We start from the raw sequence: 19,198 nt of genomic DNA, 5'->3' as shown, positions 1-19,198 counted from the left end.
GGCTCGGGTGAGGAGACGCCGTACTTGATGAAGGTATTACAGCAGAGGACGAGATAAGGGTTCTTGGGGTAAAACTCGCCAGGATAACGGGTTGCCCCGCCGTAATAGTCATCCTCCATTATCGCTGCTGGATACCGCTGGTAATGATAAGGCGAGACGATATGAAGGTTGTTCCCCACTCCCATCGCTCCCCCGGTTTTCACCCTGTGGGAATCGATAACTCGTCTTATCTTGGCTACCGTATCCTTTTCGTCCACCTTCATCATTATCTCCCGCACAATGAGCCCCTTTGGAGTGAGCCCCTTTGCCTTCCAGCTTGAGTTGGTGTTCGACTTGTGGGTAAAGGCGGCGACCCCGCGCTCGTTCATCGCCGAATAGGTGCCGATGAAACCGGGCCACATCACCGAGACATAGCGGAAACCCTTCTCCGGTGCCACCGCAAAGATGAGGACATCGAGTACCGTCGTCTTCCTTAGATCGTTCTCCCCGTCCATATCCCGCCCGATGATCAGCCCACCTTTAAGCTCCCTGTTTTCAGTCATCTTCCCCCAGGCGGAGACCGAGGAGCAGGAGAGCGAGAGCCACTCGCCATAGGCGTTTAGGGCAAGGATGTCGTCCATCGTCACATCGCGGTTCAAAGAGGGGATGAAGAGCGATTTCCCGCTTGCTCGCATCCCATCGAGCATCCCCCTCACCTCTTCGAGGTAGGATTTATCGTAGCTAAAGTTCTTTTTGACGAAGGGAAGTACCTCCTTCTCGTACCTCCTTCGGGAGCGGGCGCCGAACTCGAGGTTGAAGAACTCGATCATATCCCTTATCTGGCTTGCCAGAAGAAAACCATGGGCATACCCTCGCTGATAGGAAGAACCATAGAGCTTGAGGACATAGCGCCCCTTCACCAAGGCGAGCTCGCCTCCCTTCGTCTTCCGCGGGGCTCCCATCGGGGTGGGCGCTTTTAGAGGGATGTTGATCCCGGAGATATCGACGCCTTTCTTTACCACCAGTGGGTCCAAACCTCCGGAATCCGCCGAATACCAACCGGTTGGCTCGTAGTTCTGATAGTCCACCTTCCCATTTCCGTTCTCATCGAGGAAGGAGAAGAGGTAATACCGCCCCGGAGAAAGCCCCTTCACCCGGAAGGATCTCCCTGAAAGGCGGATCTTCCTTACTGGTTTTTCCTCCCAGATGTCTGGCGGTCGCTTGCTCTTCTCTTTTCCCGCGAAGATGTAGAGGTAAAGGGGTGCTTTTATCCTCTTCTGATAGACGATCTCACCGGAGATCGAACCTGTCATCCCCCCTTTAATAAAGGGGAGAAGAAGGAGGGGGATAACCCCTCCTAAAAGGAAAACCAATTTTCTGGCTGAGTCTTTCATCTACTTCTCCTTTTTAAGGAGGAATTTATCAAAGAATTCGTCGATCTTCTCGAAGGTGTTTGCCCAAGCCTTATGGGAAAGGAAGCTATGGGGTTCGTCGGGGTAGACATAGAACTCGAAGTACTTGCCTGCCTTCATCAGGGCGCGGGCGAACTTTATTGACTGCTCGAAGGGCACATTCCTATCTGCATCGCCGTGGAACATTATGATCGGTGAGGAAAGCTCGGAGACGAAGTTTATCGCCGAAGAGAGGAGGATGAGATCGGGTCTTTTGGCGATGCCACCGCCAAGCATATCCCGCCAGAAGGGGGAATAATGGGCGAAGTCATCCCAGTCGCAGATCCCATGGAGGGCGGCACCGGCAGCTATCTCTGCAGAATTTCGGGCGATGAGAAGCATCGTTAGGTATCCACCATAGCTCCCGCCCCACATCCCGATCCTTTTCGGGTCAACATAAGGTAGCGATTGCAAAAATTCTACCCCGCGGAGTACATCCTCATAGTCACCTCTCCCTATATCCCCCTTGAGCGCTTCTCGAAAACGTCTTCCGTAGCCGATCCCTCCCCTGTAGTTTATCGAGAGAACCACATAACCCTTGTGAACGAGATACTGCCCGAAAGCATAGTGTCGGGCGTAATAGTGGCTGTAATGGAAGCCGGCTAACATCTGCCTTATCGGTCCTCCGTGGAGGAATATTGCTGCTGGCCTTTTCTCTCCTGGTTTGATGTCCTTAGGTACAAAGAGAAAGGCGGTGATGGTGAGGCCCTTGCTGGGGTAGGTGATGATCTTAGGGGCGACAAGGAGGTCTTTGGTAAGTCCTGGTGGCATCGAGTGGGTGATCTGTCTCTTTTCTTTTCCTTCAGTGTCCATCAACCAGATATCCTGCACCGCGTAAGGAGAGGAATGGAGATAGGCGATCTTTTTGCCATCGGGCGAGAACGAGGGATAGACATTTATATCCTCTCCCGCTATTTTCCTAATCTTACCGCTCTTGAGGTCAATAAGGTATATCTGGCGCCGATTTATATCGTAACGATTCCCAGAGATGGCGAGTAAGCTCCCCGCTTTGGCGAGCGCCCAGGACTCGTCCTCATATTTCCCCTGGGAGAGAGCTCTCTTCTTGCCGGTTGCAATATCTATGATATAGGGATGGAGGTATCCGGAAACCTCGGAGAAAATGATGATACTTTTGCCATCCGGTGTAACCAGTATCCGATGGGGACGGAACCAATCGCGATTTTCATCGCGATCGGAGAAAAGTTTTTTCATCTCCCCCGTTTCGAGATCAGTTGCCACTACCTCAGCGTATTTACCTCGGTCATCATATAACTTGTAGTAGATGAGATATCTCCCATCTGGGGTGAAGACCGGGTTCCTGTCGAATTGCCACGAGGGGTTCAAGAAACGGTAACTATCGTCCTCAAAGGAATAAAGCCCAATGAAGCTATGGGACTTGCGATAGGAGACGAAAGCGATCCTCCTCCCATCAGGTGAGAAGATGGGTGATATGTCCTCCCCTCGATCTGTAAATAGCAATCTCCCTCTGCTCTTAGCAAGATCGTAGAGGTAAATCCTTCCTCCTTCGGAGTAGATAATCCTCCCGCCATCAGGGGAGAAGGAGTAAGAGCGGGGCGTCTCCTTCCCTTCGGTTATCTCCCTGGGGGTTCCCCCATTTACGGGAACAAGGATGAGCTTTTTATCCTTCACGGTGAGGAGCAGGTCTCCCTTGGGAGAGACGACTGGAGTGCCGAGTTCCCGGGCTTTGAAGGCGGTAATCTTCTTGAGCTTTCCTGAAGATAGCTCATAATACCAGATGTCGACATACCCCAGATCATTATAACGAAAGAAGAACTTACCGCTATCTGGGCTCCAGACGATGGGCCTTAGTGGAACCTTGAAATCATGGTAGGTTCCAATGGTGATTTTGCCCTCGCCAGCGAAGGCTAAGAGCCCTATTAGGAGAAGGCTTAAGCTGATGAGATATATCCTCTTGCTTCTCATTTGATACCTCCCTGGGCTTTACATCCATTGACTCTGGCTTCCCTTATTTTAAGGGAATTTGTCCATCAGTGCCAGTGATTTAAGGGGGAGTTAGTCATTTCATCTTCTTTGTAATTTTTTAATTTTTTTCTTTACAAGCCAAAAATAACATATTACTCTTATTTTGTAATTTGTAATTCCAGATGAAAAATAATGAATTAAAAGGCAATCCCCCTTGAAGATGGTTAAGAAAATAGCTGCCTAAAAGGAGGTAAGGACGCTGAGTAGTAGATGGAAGGGGAGAATAGCATTTGCTACCATTCTCCCTATTTTATGATAATCAGTTCCTGAAGGTTTCTCTGCGGGATTTGGGTGTCGGCTCTGATTTTTCTACTTATCAAATCGTTGCCAGTTGGGGTTTCAGGTTTTAAAAGGAGTTCAGTATCGTGGTTGACATTGGAGGGAGGTTCTATCCCTATCGTACTGCCGATGGTAAACTTGCTCTATTTCTCCATTTCAGCTTATTAGCTTTTTATTATGACTGGGCGAGATTTCACTACCAATTGGTAACGGGTCCTGAGGTGGAGTATGTATCAAGCCGATATTTTCACCGTATTCTCTTACATCGTTTTGGGGTGGGGGTCAGGTATTCGATCAGGGATAGATTATACCTCGAGCCTTTATTCATGATAGAAGGGGGAGGTAAGAGGAATAATTTTTACTTGGGGATAGGCTATCGGTTCTGAGAGGTCATTTTAATTCAGGAAATAACTCGGGGATGAGGCGGGGGTGATCGAGGACGAGCAGGGCACCAGCTTCGCGGAACAGTTCCCTAAGGCGCTTTCCTCCGATCCCGGGAGGCATCACCCCGATCGGATGGGCAGAGGCGGAGATACCCGCCTTGATGTCGTCCACATTATCCCCGAAATAGTAAGCACGTTTTGCCCCGAGTAGCGACATCGCCTTCGCCACCGGGTAAGGATGGGGTTTCCTCTTCCCGTTTGGTGTTTCATCGAGGGTGATCACCGCATCGAAGTAGTCTTTGATGCCGAATCGACTGAGGGCGAGTTCCGTCGCCTTTCTCGTTCTCCCGGTGGCGACGCCCAGCTTGAACCTTTTTTTGAGCTTGGCGAGTACCTCGGGAGGGATGAGGAGATGTTCCTTCAAATAGAGTGGCTCTTCGCCTCCTTCCCCGAAATAACGCCGATTGAACGAGGAAACCACCTCGGAGAAGGAAACCTTCACCCCCCGGTCCTCGATCATCCTCTTGGTGAGCTCCCAGTCGTCGTTTAGACCGCCCTTTTCCTTGTACTCCTGAACCTCCTCCGGCGTGGGGAGATAACCGGTAAACTCCGCCACCGTCCTCCTTATCGCCTCGCGGTAGGATGAGGAGACATCGATGAGCACCCCGTCGATGTCGAAGATGAGGGCATCGGGGCAGGCTATCTCTGCAAGCACGAAAGTGAATTTCTCCATATCCTCCTTGCGGCCTATGGAGATGCGGACCAAGCCATCTTCAAGGGGCCTTACAAAGATCCCCCTTTCCCTGAGGTAGGAAACGACCATATCCGCTCTCATCCCAAGCTTCATCAGGAAGAAACTGGTCTTGGTGGGGTGGTAAGGGATGCCGAGTTCATCAAGTCGGGAGAAGGTAAACTCCCGAGCCTTTGCCGTCTCCCGGATCACGAAGTCGACATATCCTGCATCATCGATGGCAGCGGAAAAGAGGGCAAGGCTCACCGCACTTATGGTAAAGGGGAGGAGCACCCGCCAGAGGAGGGAGATGTTTTTCCTGTCGGAGACGATATAACCCACCCTCGCTCCGGCAAGACCATAAGCTTTGGAGAAGCTTCCTATGATGAGGAGGTTGTCGTATCTTCTTATCAAGGGGACGAGGCTTCGCCCGGCGAAATGATGGTAAGTCTCGTCGATGACGATGAGGGAATCCCTTCCCCGCTCGATTATCTCGATGATATCCTCTTCGGGAATGACGGTTCCCATCGGGTTGTCCGGGGTGATGAGGACGATGAGCTTCGTCCTTTTCGAGATGGCGGAAAGGAGCTTCTCCTTAGGGAAGGAGAGATCAGAGGGATAGGGGATATCGATGATCTTCGCCCCGGCAAGCTCAGCGCATTTTTTAAAGGTTATGAAGGTAGGGGTCGGGATAACCACTTCGTCTCCCTCCTCGAGGTAGGTATTTGCTATCGTCTGGATCGCCTCATCCGCACCGTTGGTGAGCAGTACCTCCTCGGGCAAAACCCCCAAGGATCGGGCGAGCTTCTCCCGGAAAGGGGTGGGATCGGGATAGCGAGAAAGTGTCTCGGGATCGAAATTCTTAAGCGCCTCCTTAACCTTAGGAGGGGGACCAAACGGGTTTTCATTTAAATGAAGCCTTATCCCCTCATCAGGAAGAAGAGGGAGGGGATGTTCCTTTGCCCTTTCCACCTGCTTTCTCGGCTTTCTCATTTATCATCCCCGATGTGAAGTTGAACCTGCCATCTCATTATAGGATTTAAAGCTCTCCCAGTAAAATATCAATTTCCTTAAAATGCCTCTTTCCCAATCCTTAAATTTATAATCTTAGAATTCCCAAACCAATTTACCCCCTTATATATATATATCAAAGTGTTGGTTTTTTCTATTGAGAAAAGTTTTTAAAAAAAATCTTGACATCGAGAAAGAGAGCGATAAAATCCTCCTTTGTAGGAGGAGATTGAGGTGAGAGAATTTCCGGGTAAATCAGGATCAAGGATCTTCAAAGCCTCAATCTATCCCTCTCTCCTTATTAGCGATTCCCGCAACAGCTTCATAATAATAGTGTTGTAATAAGGGCCTCGTTTAATAGGCGCCCTATAGGCTCAAACGAGGCCCTTATTTTATTGGCAGAGGTGTATTTTTATTTCAATTCGCGGGACAGAAGAGAGGGAAAATCAGGGAGTTTTTATCCCTTTCCGAAAGGGGAGAGATGAAGATGGGAAATAACCAGGATGAGATTACAGAGACAAAAGGAGGGAGAAAAATGGCAAAAAAAGTAATGGTGTTTGATTCAACCCTACGGGATGGAGCCCAGGCAGAGGGGATCTCCTATTCGGTTGAGGACAAGTGGAAGGTTGTGAAAGCCCTCGATGAGCTCGGGGTGGTTTACATCGAAGCCGGTAATCCCGGCTCGAACCCAAAGGACCTGGAGTTTTTCGATCAAGCAAGGAAGGTCAAGCTGAAGCATGCCGAGTTGGTCGCCTTTGGGAGTACCAAGCGAAGAGGAACAAAGGTTGAGGACGATTCGAATGTTCAATCACTCCTTAGCGCTAATACCCGGGTGGTGGCGATCTTTGGAAAGAGCTGGGACTTTCATGTCAGGGAGGTGATCAGGGCGACCTTGGAGGAAAACCTGAAGATGATCGAGGAGACGATCGCCTTCTTCAAGAAGAAAGGCAAGGAGGTCATCTTCGATGCGGAGCATTTCTTCGATGGAATGAAGAATAATCCAGGCTACGCCCTGGCTACCCTCCAAGCAGCGGTTGATGGTGGTGCGGATTGGTTGGTTTTGTGCGATACCAATGGGGGTTCCTTTCCCAAAGAGATATTCGAATTCACCAAAGAGGTGGCAGAGAGGTTCTCCGTACCCCTCGGCATCCATTGTCATAACGATAGTGGCCTCGCGGTCGCCAACTCGATTATGGCGGTGGAGGCTGGTGTCACTCAGGTCCAGGGGACATTTCTTGGCTTTGGAGAGAGGTGCGGAAACGCCAATCTCTCCACATTGATCCCCAATCTCCAGTTGAAGAAGGGATATCAGTGTATCCCGAAGGATCAGATGGCAAGGCTCACCACCACTGCCCGCTATATCGCTGAGGTCTCCAATATCGCTTTGGATACTCGACTGCCTTATGTGGGAAAAAGCGCCTTCGCCCATAAGGGGGGAATGCATGTTGATGGAGTGCTCAAGGATCCTCGTTCATTTGAACATATAGAGCCAGAAAGGGTGGGCAATGAGAGGCGATTTCTCCTCTCCGAGGTTTCTGGCAGGAGTACCATCTTGAAGAAGCTTCAAAAGATCGATCCCGAACTCAGGAAGGATTCGAAGGAGACGCAAGCGATTATCGATCTGTTGAAGGAGCTGGAGCGCCAGGGTTATCAGTTCGAGGCAGCGGAATCCTCGTTCGAGTTGATGGTCCGGAAGCACCTCGGGCTCTATGAGCCGTTTTTCCGATTGGAGAACTTCACCGTCGTTGATGAACAACCCTTGCAGGATGATGCTGTCTCCTCTTCAGCCATCATCAAGGTCGATGTCGATGGGAAGAAGGAGATCACCGCTGCCCAGGGTGATGGCCCGGTGCACGCTTTGGATCGAGCCCTCCGTAAAGCACTGGAGGTGTTCTATCCCGAACTCAAGGAGATGCATCTAACCGATTTTAAGGTTCGGGTGCTCGATCCAGAGAGGGCGACAGGAGCCAAGGTGCGGGTTCTAATCGAGACCACTGACGGAAAGGAAAGCTGGACCACCGTTGGCGTTTCCACTGACATCATTCAAGCCAGCTGCCTCGCCTTGGTCGATTCCATCGAGTACAAGTTGCTCAAGGATATAGGGAAAAAGATGAGTAAGGTGACCTTCTGAAGGAACGGTCAGGATGGAAGGAGAGTCTATGAGAAGTGATAAAGCGAAGAAGGGTTTAGAGAGAGCTCCCCATCGTTCGTTGTTGAAGGCAATGGGATACATCGATGAGGAGATAAAAAGACCTTGGATAGGGATTGTAAACGCCCATAACGAGATCATCCCGGGACACATTCACCTGGACGAGATCGCTCGGGCAGTAAAGGTAGGGGTGCGGTTAGCGGGAGGAACGCCCATAGAGTTTCCCGTCATCGGGGTATGCGATGGGATAGCTATGGGACATATCGGGATGAAGTACTCCTTAGCCAGCCGGGAGCTCATCGCCGATTCGATCGAGGTTGTGGCTCTTGCTCATCAGTTTGACGCCCTGGTTATGGTGACCAACTGCGACAAGATCGTGCCCGGGATGTTGATGGCAGCAGCCAGGCTGAACATACCCACCGTTCTGGTGAGTGGGGGACCGATGCTGGCAGGGAGGATAAAAGGAAAAAATATCAGCCTATCCAATGTCTTTGAGGCGATCGGCGGGGTTAAAAGCGGAAAGCTCTCCGAGGATGAGCTTTATTGGTACGAAGAGCAAGCCTGCCCTGGATGCGGCTCCTGTGCCGGTATGTTTACCGCCAATAGTATGAACTGCCTCTCCGAGGCTTTAGGGATGGCATTGCCCGGAAACGGCACCATCCCCGCAGTCTATGCCGAGCGGTTGCGCCTGGCTAAGAAGGCGGGGCTCGCTGTCCTCGAGCTCCTAAAAAGGGATATCAAGCCGAGGGATGTGATGACGAAGGAGGCGTTCTTAAACGCCCTCGCGGTGGATATGGCTCTTGGAGGGAGCACGAACAGCCTGCTTCATCTGCCGGCGATCGCCAATGAGGCGGGGGTTAGCCTCGACCTTGAGATCGTGAACGAGATCAGCGGAAGGACCCCCAACCTGTGTCGCTTAAGTCCTGCCGGACCGCATCATCTCGAGGACCTTTATTTTGCCGGTGGTGTTCAAGCGGTGATGAAGGAGTTGTCGAAGAAGAACCTGTTGGATCTCGGGTTGATGACGGTGACTGGAAGGACGGTAGGGGAGAATATCGAGGATGCGGAGAGCAGGAACCCGGAAGTCATCCGTCCCATCACCGATCCCTACAGCGAAATCGGGGGGCTTGCCGTGCTTAAAGGGAACCTGGCACCCAAGGGGTGTGTGGTGAAGCGTTCGGCAGTGGCTAAGGGGATGCTCAAACATCGGGGACCGGCAAGGGTCTTCGATTCCGAAGAGGAGGCGGTGAAAGCGATCTTAGGAGGAGGGATAAAACAAGGAGAGGTGGTAGTTATCCGCTATGAGGGACCAAAGGGCGGTCCGGGAATGCGAGAGATGCTCACCCCTACCTCGAGCTTAGCGGGGATGGGGTTGGATAAGGAAGTTGCCCTGATTACCGATGGTCGTTTTAGCGGTGCCACTAAAGGGGCTTCGATCGGACATATATCCCCGGAGGCTGCTGAGGGCGGTCCCATAGCCCTGGTGAAGGATGGGGACATAATCTCCTTCGACATCGAGGCGGGAACCATCAGCCTTGAGGTCTCCGATGAGGAGATAGCCAGGAGGAGGTCTTTCTGGAAACCACCAGAGCCGAAGATCAAAAACGGCTATCTCGCTCGATATGCCAAGCTGGTTACCTCAGCAAGTACTGGGGCTATCTTAAAGGAGGGTTAAGAAATGAGAGGGGCTGAAATAATCGTTGATGCGTTAAAGAGAGAGGGGGTCGATGTTATGTTCGGCTACCCGGGCGGGGCGGTCATCCCCATCTTCGATGTGCTCTATGATCACAAGGAGATAAAGCTGATCCTTACCCGACATGAGCAAGGAGCAACCCACGCTGCCGATGGCTATGCCCGAGTTACGGGCAAGGTTGGCGTTTGTCTCGTGACATCCGGTCCCGGCGCCACCAATACCATCACCGGTATCGCTACCGCCAAGCTCGATTCCATTCCCATCATCGTCCTAACCGGGCAGGTGCGGACGCACCTGATCGGCACCGATGCCTTCCAGGAGATAGATATGTCCGGCATTACCAGGTCCATTTGCAAACACAGCTATTTGGTTCAAGATGTTAAGGAGCTTCCTCGGATCATCCGGGAGGCGTTCTACATAGCCCGTAGTGGTAGGCCCGGTCCGGTAGCTATAGATCTTCCGGTCGATGTCGTTACCGCCGAGATAGAGGATTACATCTATCCTGAGGTTGTGGATCTGCCCGGGTATAAGCCTATCCTTAAGGGGAACCCCCGTCAGATAGCGAAGCTCGCCCAGGCGATCAAGGAGGCGAAGAGGCCCCTTCTTTATGTTGGTGGCGGTGTCATAAGCTCAGGTGCGAGTGAGGAGCTTTTCGAGCTTCTTGAAAGGACAAATATACCGATGGTGAGCACCCTGATGGGGCTGGGCAGTGTACCCGCGAACCACAAGCTGTTTTTAGGGATGGTCGGTATGCACGGGACGGTACCAGCTAATTATGCAATGATGGAGTGCGATCTCTTGATCGCCTTAGGCGCCCGTTTCGACGATCGGGTTACCGGAAGCGATCTTGAGGGATTTGCCAAGGGGAAGAGGATCGCCCATATAGATATCGATCCTGCAGAGATCGGGAAGAATGTACCAACTGATATCCCCATCGTCGGGGATGTGCGGAATGTGCTTTCAGAGCTCCTGAAGAAGGTTGAACCGAGAAAGCCCAACGAGTGGAATAAAAAGGTTGACCAGTGGAAGAGGATCCATCTGTTGAAGTATGAGCAACCCAAAAACGGCGATATCCTCCCTCAATATGTTGTGGACCGGCTAAGTGCCCTTGTCGATCACGATGCGATATTGGTCACCGATGTAGGGCAACATCAGATGTGGGCAGCCCTCTTTTACAACCATAGGAAGCCCCGTTCTTTTCTGAGCTCCGGAGGATTGGGCACTATGGGATATGGTTTACCCGCGGCGATAGGTGCTGCGGTAGCTTGCTCTCCCGGACCGTTGTTACCATTTCAGGCGATGGTAGCATTCAGATGAACATCCAGGAGCTGGCGACCTGTTCCGTCAACCGGATCCCGGTCAAGATCGTGGTGTTGAACAACTCCTATCTGGGGATGGTCAGGCAGTGGCAGGATCTGTTCTGGAAGAAGCGGTATGCAAAGACCTGTCTCAAGCAGGGTCCAGATTGTCCCGAGGATTGCACTGGACCGAGGAAGGATTGCCCCTATATCTATAAGCCCAATCTGGTGAAGGTCGCTGAAGCCTATGGGATGAAGGGGTTGAGAGCGGAGAAACCTTCCCAGGTTGATGATGTTTTGAGAGAAGGGCTCAGCACGGAAGGACCGGTGCTGATGGAGTTTATGGTGAGAAGGGAGGAGAATGTCTTCCCGATGATCCCCCCTGGTAAACCCATTCACGAGATGATAATGGGAGGCGTCTGATGGAGAGGCACACCATCATCATAACCGTGGTAAACAAGGTCGGTGTTCTGGCGAGGATTGCTGGTCTGCTTTCTTCCCGGGGCTACAACATCGAAAGCATCATCGCCGCACCCACCGAGGACCCCGACATATATAAGATACACCTGGTTGTTTCTGGAACTGCAAAAAGGATCGAACAGGTAACGAAACAGCTCAACAAGCTCATCGATACCATCAAGGTGGTCGATATCTCCCACAAGAACAGTTACATCATCCGGGAGTTCGTCTTGATAAAGGTGAAGTCCTTGAAGAACTATTCGGATATCTTCGAGCTGGTCGATGTATTTAAGGCGAAGATCCTCGATATAACGCGTCATAACATCACTGTGGAGCTTTCCGGTCCTCCCTTGAAGGTGGAGCGGTTCATCGATCTTTTAAGGCCCTACGGCATTTTGGAGTTTGTGAGGAGTGGCACCATCGCGGTGAGCGAGAATTAATTTGATGAAATAAGGAGGCAGAGATGGCAATTAAAGTATATTACGACCGGGATGCAAATAAGAAGGTGCTTGAGGGAAAGAAGGTAGCGATCATCGGGTATGGCAGTCAGGGACATGCCCAGGCGCAGAACCTGAGGGATAGTGGGGTTGAGGTGATAGTTGCTCAACGCCCCGGATCGAGGAATTACCAGTTGGCAAAGGAGCACGGGTTCAATCCGGTAAGCGCTTATGAGGCGAGCAAGGAGGCGGATATCGTTCAACTACTCGTTCCGGATCAGGTGCAGAGGGAGGTATATTATGGTGAGATAGCGGAGAATATGACCAGTGGCAAGGCGCTTGTCTTCTCCCATGGGTTCAACATCCATTTCGGTCAGATAAAACCCCCTGCTGATGTAGATGTATATATGGTGGCGCCGAAGGGTCCGGGTCATATCGTCCGCCGTCTCTATCAGGAGGGAGGGGGTGTTCCTGCCCTGATAGCGGTGGAGCAGAATGCTACCGGTAAGGCGAAGGAGCTCGCCTTGGCTCATGCCTGTGCCATAGGAGCGGGCAGGGCGGGGATAATCGAGACCACCTTTAAAGAGGAAACGGAGACCGATCTTTTCGGGGAACAGGTTGTCCTTTGTGGAGGGTTGACCGAGCTTATTCGAGCAGGTTTCGATACCCTGGTTGAGGCAGGATACCAACCCGAGATAGCCTATTTCGAATGCCTGAACGAGGTGAAGCTCATCGTCGATCTGATATATGAAGGGGGTATCGCCCATATGAGGAACTCCATCTCGGACACGGCGGAATACGGCGATCTGACCAGGGGCAAGCGGATCATCACTGAGGAGACGAGAAAGGAGATGAGGAGAATACTTGAGGAGATCCAGACAGGTCAATTCGCCAAGGAGTGGCTCCTTGAGAATATGGTTGGTCGCCCTGAATACAATTTACGAAAGAGGAGGGATGAGGAACACTTGATCGAATCCGTAGGCGAAAAGCTCCGCAAGATGATGAAATGGATTAAGAAATAGGCTGTTAAAGAGAAAAACCTTTTCTCACCGCCCTTAAGGGCGGTTTTTTTATCCTCCTCCCTACCGCAAAGGTGGTCGGGGAGAGGGAGAAGACAATCATCAAAAAAGAAACGTCCGAGAAGATTATGGAGGGAGAAAAACAGTTGCTTTAAAGGAAAGAAGGACATCGCAAAAATGGTGCCGGAGGTGGGGGTCGAACCCACACGAGGGGGTAACCCTCCCGGGATTTTGAGTCCCGTGCGTCTCCCTGTTCCGCCACTCCGGCACCCATTTCAACTTAACCCAGATACCTCCTTTTGTCAAGCCCCCGAAATTCCTTGACTTAACTACCATCGCTTGGTTAAAATCTCTTCCAAGCCATATTTATGGGGGTTGAGGGACGACAGCGGAAAAGCGGAGGAGGTGAGTCAATGCCGAAAGCAGTCAAATGGGCATTATTTTTTGTAATCCTGATATCCATACTCCTTATCCGCGAGTATACTGATCTTATAAGGTTTAACCCAGTCACTAAGGATTACGGTTTCTGGTCCGTCGTACCCGCCCTTCTTACCCTGTTTCTCTGTTTCGCCACCAGGGAGGTTATCCCCGCCCTGTTCCTGGGCGTTTTTGCCGGCGGGGTGATATCGGGGAAGTACAATATCGTTAAGGAATACCTCATTCCCGCCATTGGGAGCCCTTCCTATGGGCAGATATTGTTCGTCTATCTCTGGTGTCTTGGCGGGTTGATCGGGCTCTGGACCAAGACCGGTGGTGCCTGGCATTTCGCGGAATGGGTAGGAAAAAGGATCGTGCGGGGGAGGAGATCGGCTAAGTTCTTTGCCTATCTCCTTGGGGTCCTGTTCCATCAGGGGGGAACGATAAGCACCATCCTTGCTGGTTCTACCGCCAAGCCGATAGCTGACCGAAACCGGGTGAGCCACGAGGAGCTCTCCTACATCATCGATTCCACCGCTTCACCCATTGCTACCATCCTCCCCTTCAATGTTTGGCCCCTCTACATCGGAGGATTGGTGGCAGGGACAATACCTCTATTCCCTGATCAGGCGAGTGGGATCAACTTCTTCTTCCACGCCATCCCCTTCAACTTCTACGCCTGGTTTGCCATTACCTTCACCCTGCTACTTTCTCTTGAGAAGCTTCCCTGGTATGGGAGAAGGATGAGGAAGGCAATGGAAAGAGCGAGAGAGACGGGGAAACTCGATAGGGATGGAGCCCGGCCCCTTACTTCTAAGGAGCTCTCCACGGTTTCGGTACCGGAGGGATACCCAACGGGTAATGATGATTTCCTCGTACCCATAGGAACCCTTCTCTCCATTGCTATCATCCCGAAAATAGCCCTCGGGAAGATGTATATATCCGAGGCGTTCCTCCTGGCGGTGCTATCGGCGATGTTTCTCGCCCTTTATAAGGGAATGAGGCTCAATGAGGTGATAGAGGGTTTCGTCGATGGTTGTAAGGGGGTGACGGTGGGGGCGATAATCCTCGGCTTTGCGGTCACCCTGGGGAGGGTTTCTGCTTCGCTCGGAACCGCGAACTACATCGTTCGTACCACCAGCCAGATCATCAATCCTCATCTTCTTCCCGCTATTTTCCTCGGGATCTGTATGTTCATCGCCTTTTCCGTGGGCACCTCCTGGGGAACCTATGCGGTCGTCTTTCCCATCGCTATGCCCCTGGCTTATGCGGTCAATCCCGATCCCTTTTACATCACCCTCTGCTTTGCTGCGGTGACCGGGGGTGCCACCTACGGTGATCAATGTTCCCCTATCTCCGATACCTCTATTCTCTCATCGCTGGCGACCGGGGCTGATCTGATGGACCATGTGTTCACCCAGCTTCCCTTAGCCAGCTTGGCTGCTGGGATCGCTGGGGTTCTTTATACCATCATCGCCTTTATCTATTTCTAAGGAGGGGGTTAAGTGAAGATCTACACCAAGATAGCAATAGGGCTCCTTGCCGGAGCGATTGTCGGTCCTTTGGTTGGTCCTAAGATCGCCGTCATCGAGCCAATAGGACAGGCGTTCATCAAGCTGATCGTGATGCTAATCGTTCCCTTGATAATGGCTTCGATAATTGTGGGAACCGCCTCCCTCGGCGATATAAGAAAGCTGGGGAGAATAGGGGCAAAGACGCTGATCTTCTACGCGGTAGCTACTGCGCTTGCAGTTTATTTCGGCATTTTCCTCGCCAATGTGGCGAAGCCGGGGACGGGGCTTAGCCCCGAGGCAAAGGTACAGCTTAGCAAACAGCACCAGTCGGAACTTTTTTCCAAGATGAAGCGGGCGGAGAGGAAACCCTCTCTTAGTGAGTTTCTCCTCTCCCTGATCCCCGACAATCCGATAAAATCGATGGCGGAAACCGAACTCCTTCCGATAATATTCTTCTCCATCTTCTTCGGCATCGGTTTGGCGAGGATAGAGGAGAAATACCGAAGGCCGGTCGTTCAATTGTTAGAGGGGATAAATGAGGTTATGATCTCGTTGATCGATATCGTCATCAAGCTCGCCCCTTATGCCGTTTTCGCCTTGATGGCTTCGGTAGCGGGCAAGTTCGGCTTCAGCATCCTGATCGCTCTCGGTAAGTATGTGGTTGTCACCATCATCGGGATGCTCATCTTTATGGTGGTCGTTTATTCCTTGGTGGTCAGGTTCCTCGGGGGTACCAAGCCCTCCCTCTTCTTTCGGGTGGTGAGGGAGGTGCAGATGATCGCGTTTTCCACCTCTTCCTCCAATGCCGCCCTTCCCGTGAATATAAAAAAGGCGACCGAGGAACTCTCCGTCCCTAAGGATATCGCCGCCTTCGTTCTTCCTTTAGGCGCCACGATGAATATGAACGGCACCGCTTTGTACCAGGGGGTGTCGGTGGTGTTTATTGCTCAGGTATTCGGGGTTCATCTTTCCTTTGCCGACCAGTTGATGATCGTCTTAACCGCCACCCTGGCTGCGGTGGGTACTGCGGGGATGCCCAGCTCCGGTTTTATCACCTTGGTTATCGTCCTTAGGATGGTCAATCCAGCCCTGATGAGCGGGTTGGCGATAATCCTTGGGGTGGAGCGAATACTCGATATGTGTCGTACCGCGGTCAATGTTACCGGCGATGCCGCCTGTGCCGTTTATGTAGCAGAAAGCGAGAGGAAAAGGGCGGCAAGAAAGAAGGAGGCACCTTCCGAGGCTTGACTTCCTCCACTCTAAAAAGACTGGTATAATGGGGATGAGATGTCCCCCTTGATGGTGAGATTTAGCTTTCTTATAATCCTTCTTTTTCTTTCCGCCCTCTTCTCCGGCTCTGAGACCGCCTTCTTCTCTCTTCCCCCGTGGCGGGTGAGGAGGTTGGCGAAGGAGGGGAGGAGGTGGGCGATCCTTGCCGAGACACTCCTTTCTTCTCCAGAGAGGTTGCTTATCACCATCATTTTGGGGAATGAAGCGGTCAACATCACCCTCTCCACCATTGCTGCCGGGATCAGGCGAGATTTCCTCCCCGGGCTTGGCAGTCTTGGCTTTACTCTCGGGGTAGCGGCGACCTCCCTCGTCCTGCTTATTTTCGGGGAGGTTACCCCCAAAGTGATCGCGATGAGAGATCCCGAAGGCTGGGGGAGAAGGTTCACCCGGTTCATCAAGGGGATCTCCGTTCTTTTTTCCCCTTTTTCCCTTCTTCTTTCCCCTCTGCTCCTTCTTCTTGCCAAAAGGAAAGAGCAACCACCGTCCTCTGAGGAGCTGATGATTCTCTTCCGCCTTGGGGCGGAGGAGGGGGTGATCGAGGCGAAAGAGCGGGTAATGATCGATGGTATCTTCTCCCTCTCCGAGCTGACCGTGGCTGAGGTAATGACGCCGAGAACCCAGATCATTGCGGTAAGAGAGAACATATCCGCCGATGCTTTATTCCGCTTTGTCTCCCAGTTTCCTTATTCCCGCTACCCCGTTTATTTGAAGGACCTCGATGACATAAAGGGCATCCTCTACGCCAAGGACCTCCTTGCCTACAAATTCGGCTTTCCCCCTCGAGGGAGATGGCAGAGGCTGATCCGTCCTCCATTTTTTCTTCCGGAGACGCCCTCTCTCTCCGAGGCATTTCAGTTGATGAGGAAACGGAGAACGACCATAGCCATCGTGGTCGATGAGTACGGCGGGACCGCAGGACTCATCACTATGGAGGACATAATGAGAAAGCTGGTAGGGAGGAGGGAGGAGTTCATCTATGAGAAGAGGGGAGACGAATATCTCCTTGCAGGAAGAGCCCCCCTTCCCCTTCTTTCCTCTGAGTTTGGGAGGAGGATAGAAGATGAATACTCCGCCACCTTGGCTGGTTATCTCCTCAATCTGGCGGGGAGGTTGCTTAGGGAGGGAGATATTGTGGAGGACGATCACTTCCGCTATCAGGTGATAGAGACGGATGGGGCGCGGATCGTCAAGGTAAAGGTTAAGAGGAAGGATTAGCGATGTTCCTCTTTCTTATCTTGATATTGATTGGATTGAGCCTCGAGGGGTTCTTCTCCGGCTCAGAGATCGCCTTTGTCTCGGTCAACCGGGTTCATCTCCTCAGGGCTTCTGAAAGGGGGGTAAGAAGGGCTCATCTTATCCTTGGCCTTCTTCGGAAACCGGAACTGCTTCTCGCCACCACTCTGATTGGGACCGACATCTCGGTGGTGCTTACCGCCTTTTCCGCCAATGAGCTGTTCCTCCTTTATTTCGGTAGGAAGTACGCTTTCTTCTCTCCCCTGGTGGTCATTCCCCTTATTCTCATCTTCGGGGAGCTATTGCCAAAGGCTTTCTTCCGCGCCTATGCGGAACGGATGGTGCTTCTTGCCATCTACCCCCTTCGTTTCTTTATGTTCCTCCTTTATCCGGTTGTCCTTCTCGTCTCTGCGATAACCGGAGGGCTATCCCGGAAGGAGGAAGGGAGGAGCTCTCCCTATGTCACCCGAGAGGAGCTTAAGTTGCTCCTCCTTTCAGGGAAGGAAAAACAGCCACAGCGGATGATGCTTACCGCCATCCTCGAGCTCCTCTCCACCCGGGTAGGGGCGATTATGACCCCGCTTATCAAGGCGGTGATGGTGGAGGAGAATGCCCCATTGCGGGAGGTGGTGGCGAAGATGCGGAAGGAGGGTTTTTCCCGGATTCCCGTTTATCGGGAGCGGGTGGATAACATCATCGGTTTGGTGGAGGCGAAGGATCTCCTCACCGCTTCCAGGGGGGACAGGATCTCCCATTTTATGAAACAGGTTCCCTTCATCCCTGAACTTGCCAGGGTGGAAAACCTCCTCAGCCTCTTCGGTGAAAGGGAGAGGGAACTGGCGGTGGTTGTCGATGAGTATGGCTCCGCTGTTGGCATCGTAAGCATTGAGGATGTGCTTGAGGAGGTGGTGGGGGAGATAATTGATGAATTTGATCGAGGAGAGGAGAAGAAGATAATAAAGCTAAACGAGAGGGAGTTTATCACCTCCTCTTCGGTACGGCTCTCCGAACTCTCCTCTTACCTTGATCTTTCCTTTCCAGAAGGCGATTACGATACCCTCGCCGGCTTCCTCCTCGATCTCGCTCAGGAGGTACCTCCGGCTGGGGCTGAGTTTACCTATCAGGGGACTACTTTCAAGATACTCACCGCCTCGGAGCGGGGAATAGGTTGGGTTAAGGTAGTCAAATCAGCCCTTTGACCTGCTCCTTAGGGGGATGATGTTTCTTCTTCCTCCTCTTCTCCAAAGAAGAAGAATTCGGAGCAGGAGGTGGAGCAGAATTCGAGCCCTCCTCTTCTCACCGCGCACTCGGAACAAAAATGTTTATGACAGATGGGGCACATATTGAGTTGCTCTCCGGGATAATCGGTACCACAGACATCACATTTCATCTTCCGCCTCCTTCACTATTATTATATCACGATTTGGCGGCATCCGCCGGGGGGTGACCACCCCCAGGGGGTACCACCCCACGGGGGGTGACCACCCCAGGGGGGTACCACCCCACGGATTCATAGGAGGAATAACCTCAGTCTCTAATATAAACCCTTCAGGCGGTTGCCTGAGGACAGCCACAAGGGCTGTCCCTACATCTTTTTTAATTCAATGTAGGGGCAGGGCTTGCCCCTGCCCGGATGGCTTGCCCCTGAACGGCGCCCGCCGTTGGGGATTCAGGAGGTATCCACCCCCAGGGGGTTCATATAGGGAACGACCTCAACTCCTTTTATATGAATCCCACAGGTGGTCACCCGTAGGGACAGGGTTTATCCCTGTCCGTATGAACCCCCGCGGGTGGTAACCCGTCGGACAGCCACAAGGGCTGTCCCTACATTTTAAGGTTGCTACCTCTGCCT

The 19,198-nt window shown here is 52.1% G+C and carries 13 protein-coding genes, 1 tRNA gene and 1 pseudogene; 10 read left to right on the top strand and 5 right to left on the bottom strand.

Annotated elements, in window-relative coordinates; translation table 11 throughout:
- Both J7L64_06455 and J7L64_06450 read right to left on the bottom strand, forming a co-directional pair.
- The coding region (locus tag J7L64_06455) for a hypothetical protein (GenBank protein MCD6451982.1) at nt 1-1,373 on the bottom strand (1,373 nt) is incomplete at its 3' end.
- Nucleotides 1,374-3,374, bottom strand: coding sequence for a S9 family peptidase (locus J7L64_06450; GenBank protein ID MCD6451981.1), 2,001 nt, complete (start codon nt 3,372-3,374; stop codon nt 1,374-1,376).
- 425 nt (nt 3,375-3,799) lie between these two features.
- Here J7L64_06450 and J7L64_06445 point away from each other — a divergent pair, with 425 nt between their 5' ends.
- Complete coding sequence (locus J7L64_06445) at nt 3,800-4,099, top strand: hypothetical protein (GenBank protein ID MCD6451980.1); 300 nt, start codon at nt 3,800-3,802, stop codon at nt 4,097-4,099.
- Nucleotides 4,100-4,103: 4 nt separating this feature from the next.
- Here the strand turns inward: J7L64_06445 and J7L64_06440 are convergent, their stop codons facing one another.
- Nucleotides 4,104-5,819, bottom strand: a complete 1,716-nt coding sequence (locus tag J7L64_06440) for an aminotransferase class I/II-fold pyridoxal phosphate-dependent enzyme (protein MCD6451979.1) — start codon at nt 5,817-5,819, stop codon at nt 4,104-4,106.
- 553 nt (nt 5,820-6,372) lie between these two features.
- On the opposite strand from J7L64_06440, the gene J7L64_06435 reads away from it, so the two are divergent.
- The 5 genes and pseudogenes from J7L64_06435 to ilvC all read left to right on the top strand — a co-directional run bounded on the left by J7L64_06435 (nt 6,373) and on the right by ilvC (nt 12,895).
- Nucleotides 6,373-7,968, top strand: a complete 1,596-nt coding sequence (locus J7L64_06435) for a citramalate synthase (GenBank protein MCD6451978.1) — start codon at nt 6,373-6,375, stop codon at nt 7,966-7,968.
- A 28-nt stretch (nt 7,969-7,996) separates the two neighbouring features.
- Nucleotides 7,997-9,661 carry a dihydroxy-acid dehydratase gene (gene ilvD / locus J7L64_06430; GenBank protein ID MCD6451977.1) on the top strand — a complete coding sequence of 555 codons (1,665 nt, stop codon included), beginning with the start codon at nt 7,997-7,999 and terminating at the stop codon, nt 9,659-9,661.
- Between the two features lie 3 nt (nt 9,662-9,664).
- Nucleotides 9,665-11,400, top strand: a pseudogene (gene ilvB, locus J7L64_06425) (biosynthetic-type acetolactate synthase large subunit).
- Complete coding sequence (ilvN, locus tag J7L64_06420; GenBank protein MCD6451976.1) at nt 11,400-11,876, top strand: acetolactate synthase small subunit; 477 nt, start codon at nt 11,400-11,402, stop codon at nt 11,874-11,876. The pseudogene ilvB and the gene ilvN overlap by 1 nt, the downstream one beginning before the upstream one ends.
- A gap of 29 nt (nt 11,877-11,905) precedes the next feature.
- A complete protein-coding gene (gene ilvC / locus J7L64_06415; GenBank protein MCD6451975.1) occupies nt 11,906-12,895 on the top strand; it encodes a ketol-acid reductoisomerase in 990 nt (329 codons plus the stop codon).
- A 175-nt stretch (nt 12,896-13,070) separates the two neighbouring features.
- Here ilvC and J7L64_06410 read toward each other — a convergent pair.
- Nucleotides 13,071-13,160, bottom strand: a tRNA-Leu gene (locus tag J7L64_06410).
- A gap of 145 nt (nt 13,161-13,305) precedes the next feature.
- On the opposite strand from J7L64_06410, the gene J7L64_06405 reads away from it, so the two are divergent.
- From J7L64_06405 to J7L64_06390, 4 genes are read left to right on the top strand one after another with little or no spacing between them, the layout of a single operon-like run.
- Nucleotides 13,306-14,802: a sodium:proton antiporter gene (locus J7L64_06405; protein MCD6451974.1), complete on the top strand. Its 1,497-nt coding sequence runs from the start codon at nt 13,306-13,308 to the stop codon at nt 14,800-14,802.
- Nucleotides 14,803-14,814: 12 nt separating this feature from the next.
- Nucleotides 14,815-16,071, top strand: coding sequence for a dicarboxylate/amino acid:cation symporter (locus J7L64_06400; GenBank protein ID MCD6451973.1), 1,257 nt, complete (start codon nt 14,815-14,817; stop codon nt 16,069-16,071).
- A gap of 51 nt (nt 16,072-16,122) precedes the next feature.
- Nucleotides 16,123-17,328: an HlyC/CorC family transporter gene (locus J7L64_06395; protein ID MCD6451972.1), complete on the top strand. Its 1,206-nt coding sequence runs from the start codon at nt 16,123-16,125 to the stop codon at nt 17,326-17,328.
- Between the two features lie 2 nt (nt 17,329-17,330).
- Complete coding sequence (locus J7L64_06390; protein ID MCD6451971.1) at nt 17,331-18,545, top strand: HlyC/CorC family transporter; 1,215 nt, start codon at nt 17,331-17,333, stop codon at nt 18,543-18,545.
- A gap of 8 nt (nt 18,546-18,553) precedes the next feature.
- Here the strand turns inward: J7L64_06390 and J7L64_06385 are convergent, their stop codons facing one another.
- Nucleotides 18,554-18,736: a hypothetical protein gene (locus J7L64_06385; protein MCD6451970.1), complete on the bottom strand. Its 183-nt coding sequence runs from the start codon at nt 18,734-18,736 to the stop codon at nt 18,554-18,556.
- Nucleotides 18,737-19,198: the final 462 nt, after the last annotated feature.

The sequence above is a fragment of the Acidobacteriota bacterium genome (assembly GCA_021161905.1).
GTDB lineage: Bacteria > Acidobacteriota > B3-B38 > Guanabaribacteriales > JAGGZT01 > JAGGZT01.
Note: the sequence above shows the minus strand (reverse complement) of the source record. Positions and strands in the feature narration are given on the sequence as shown.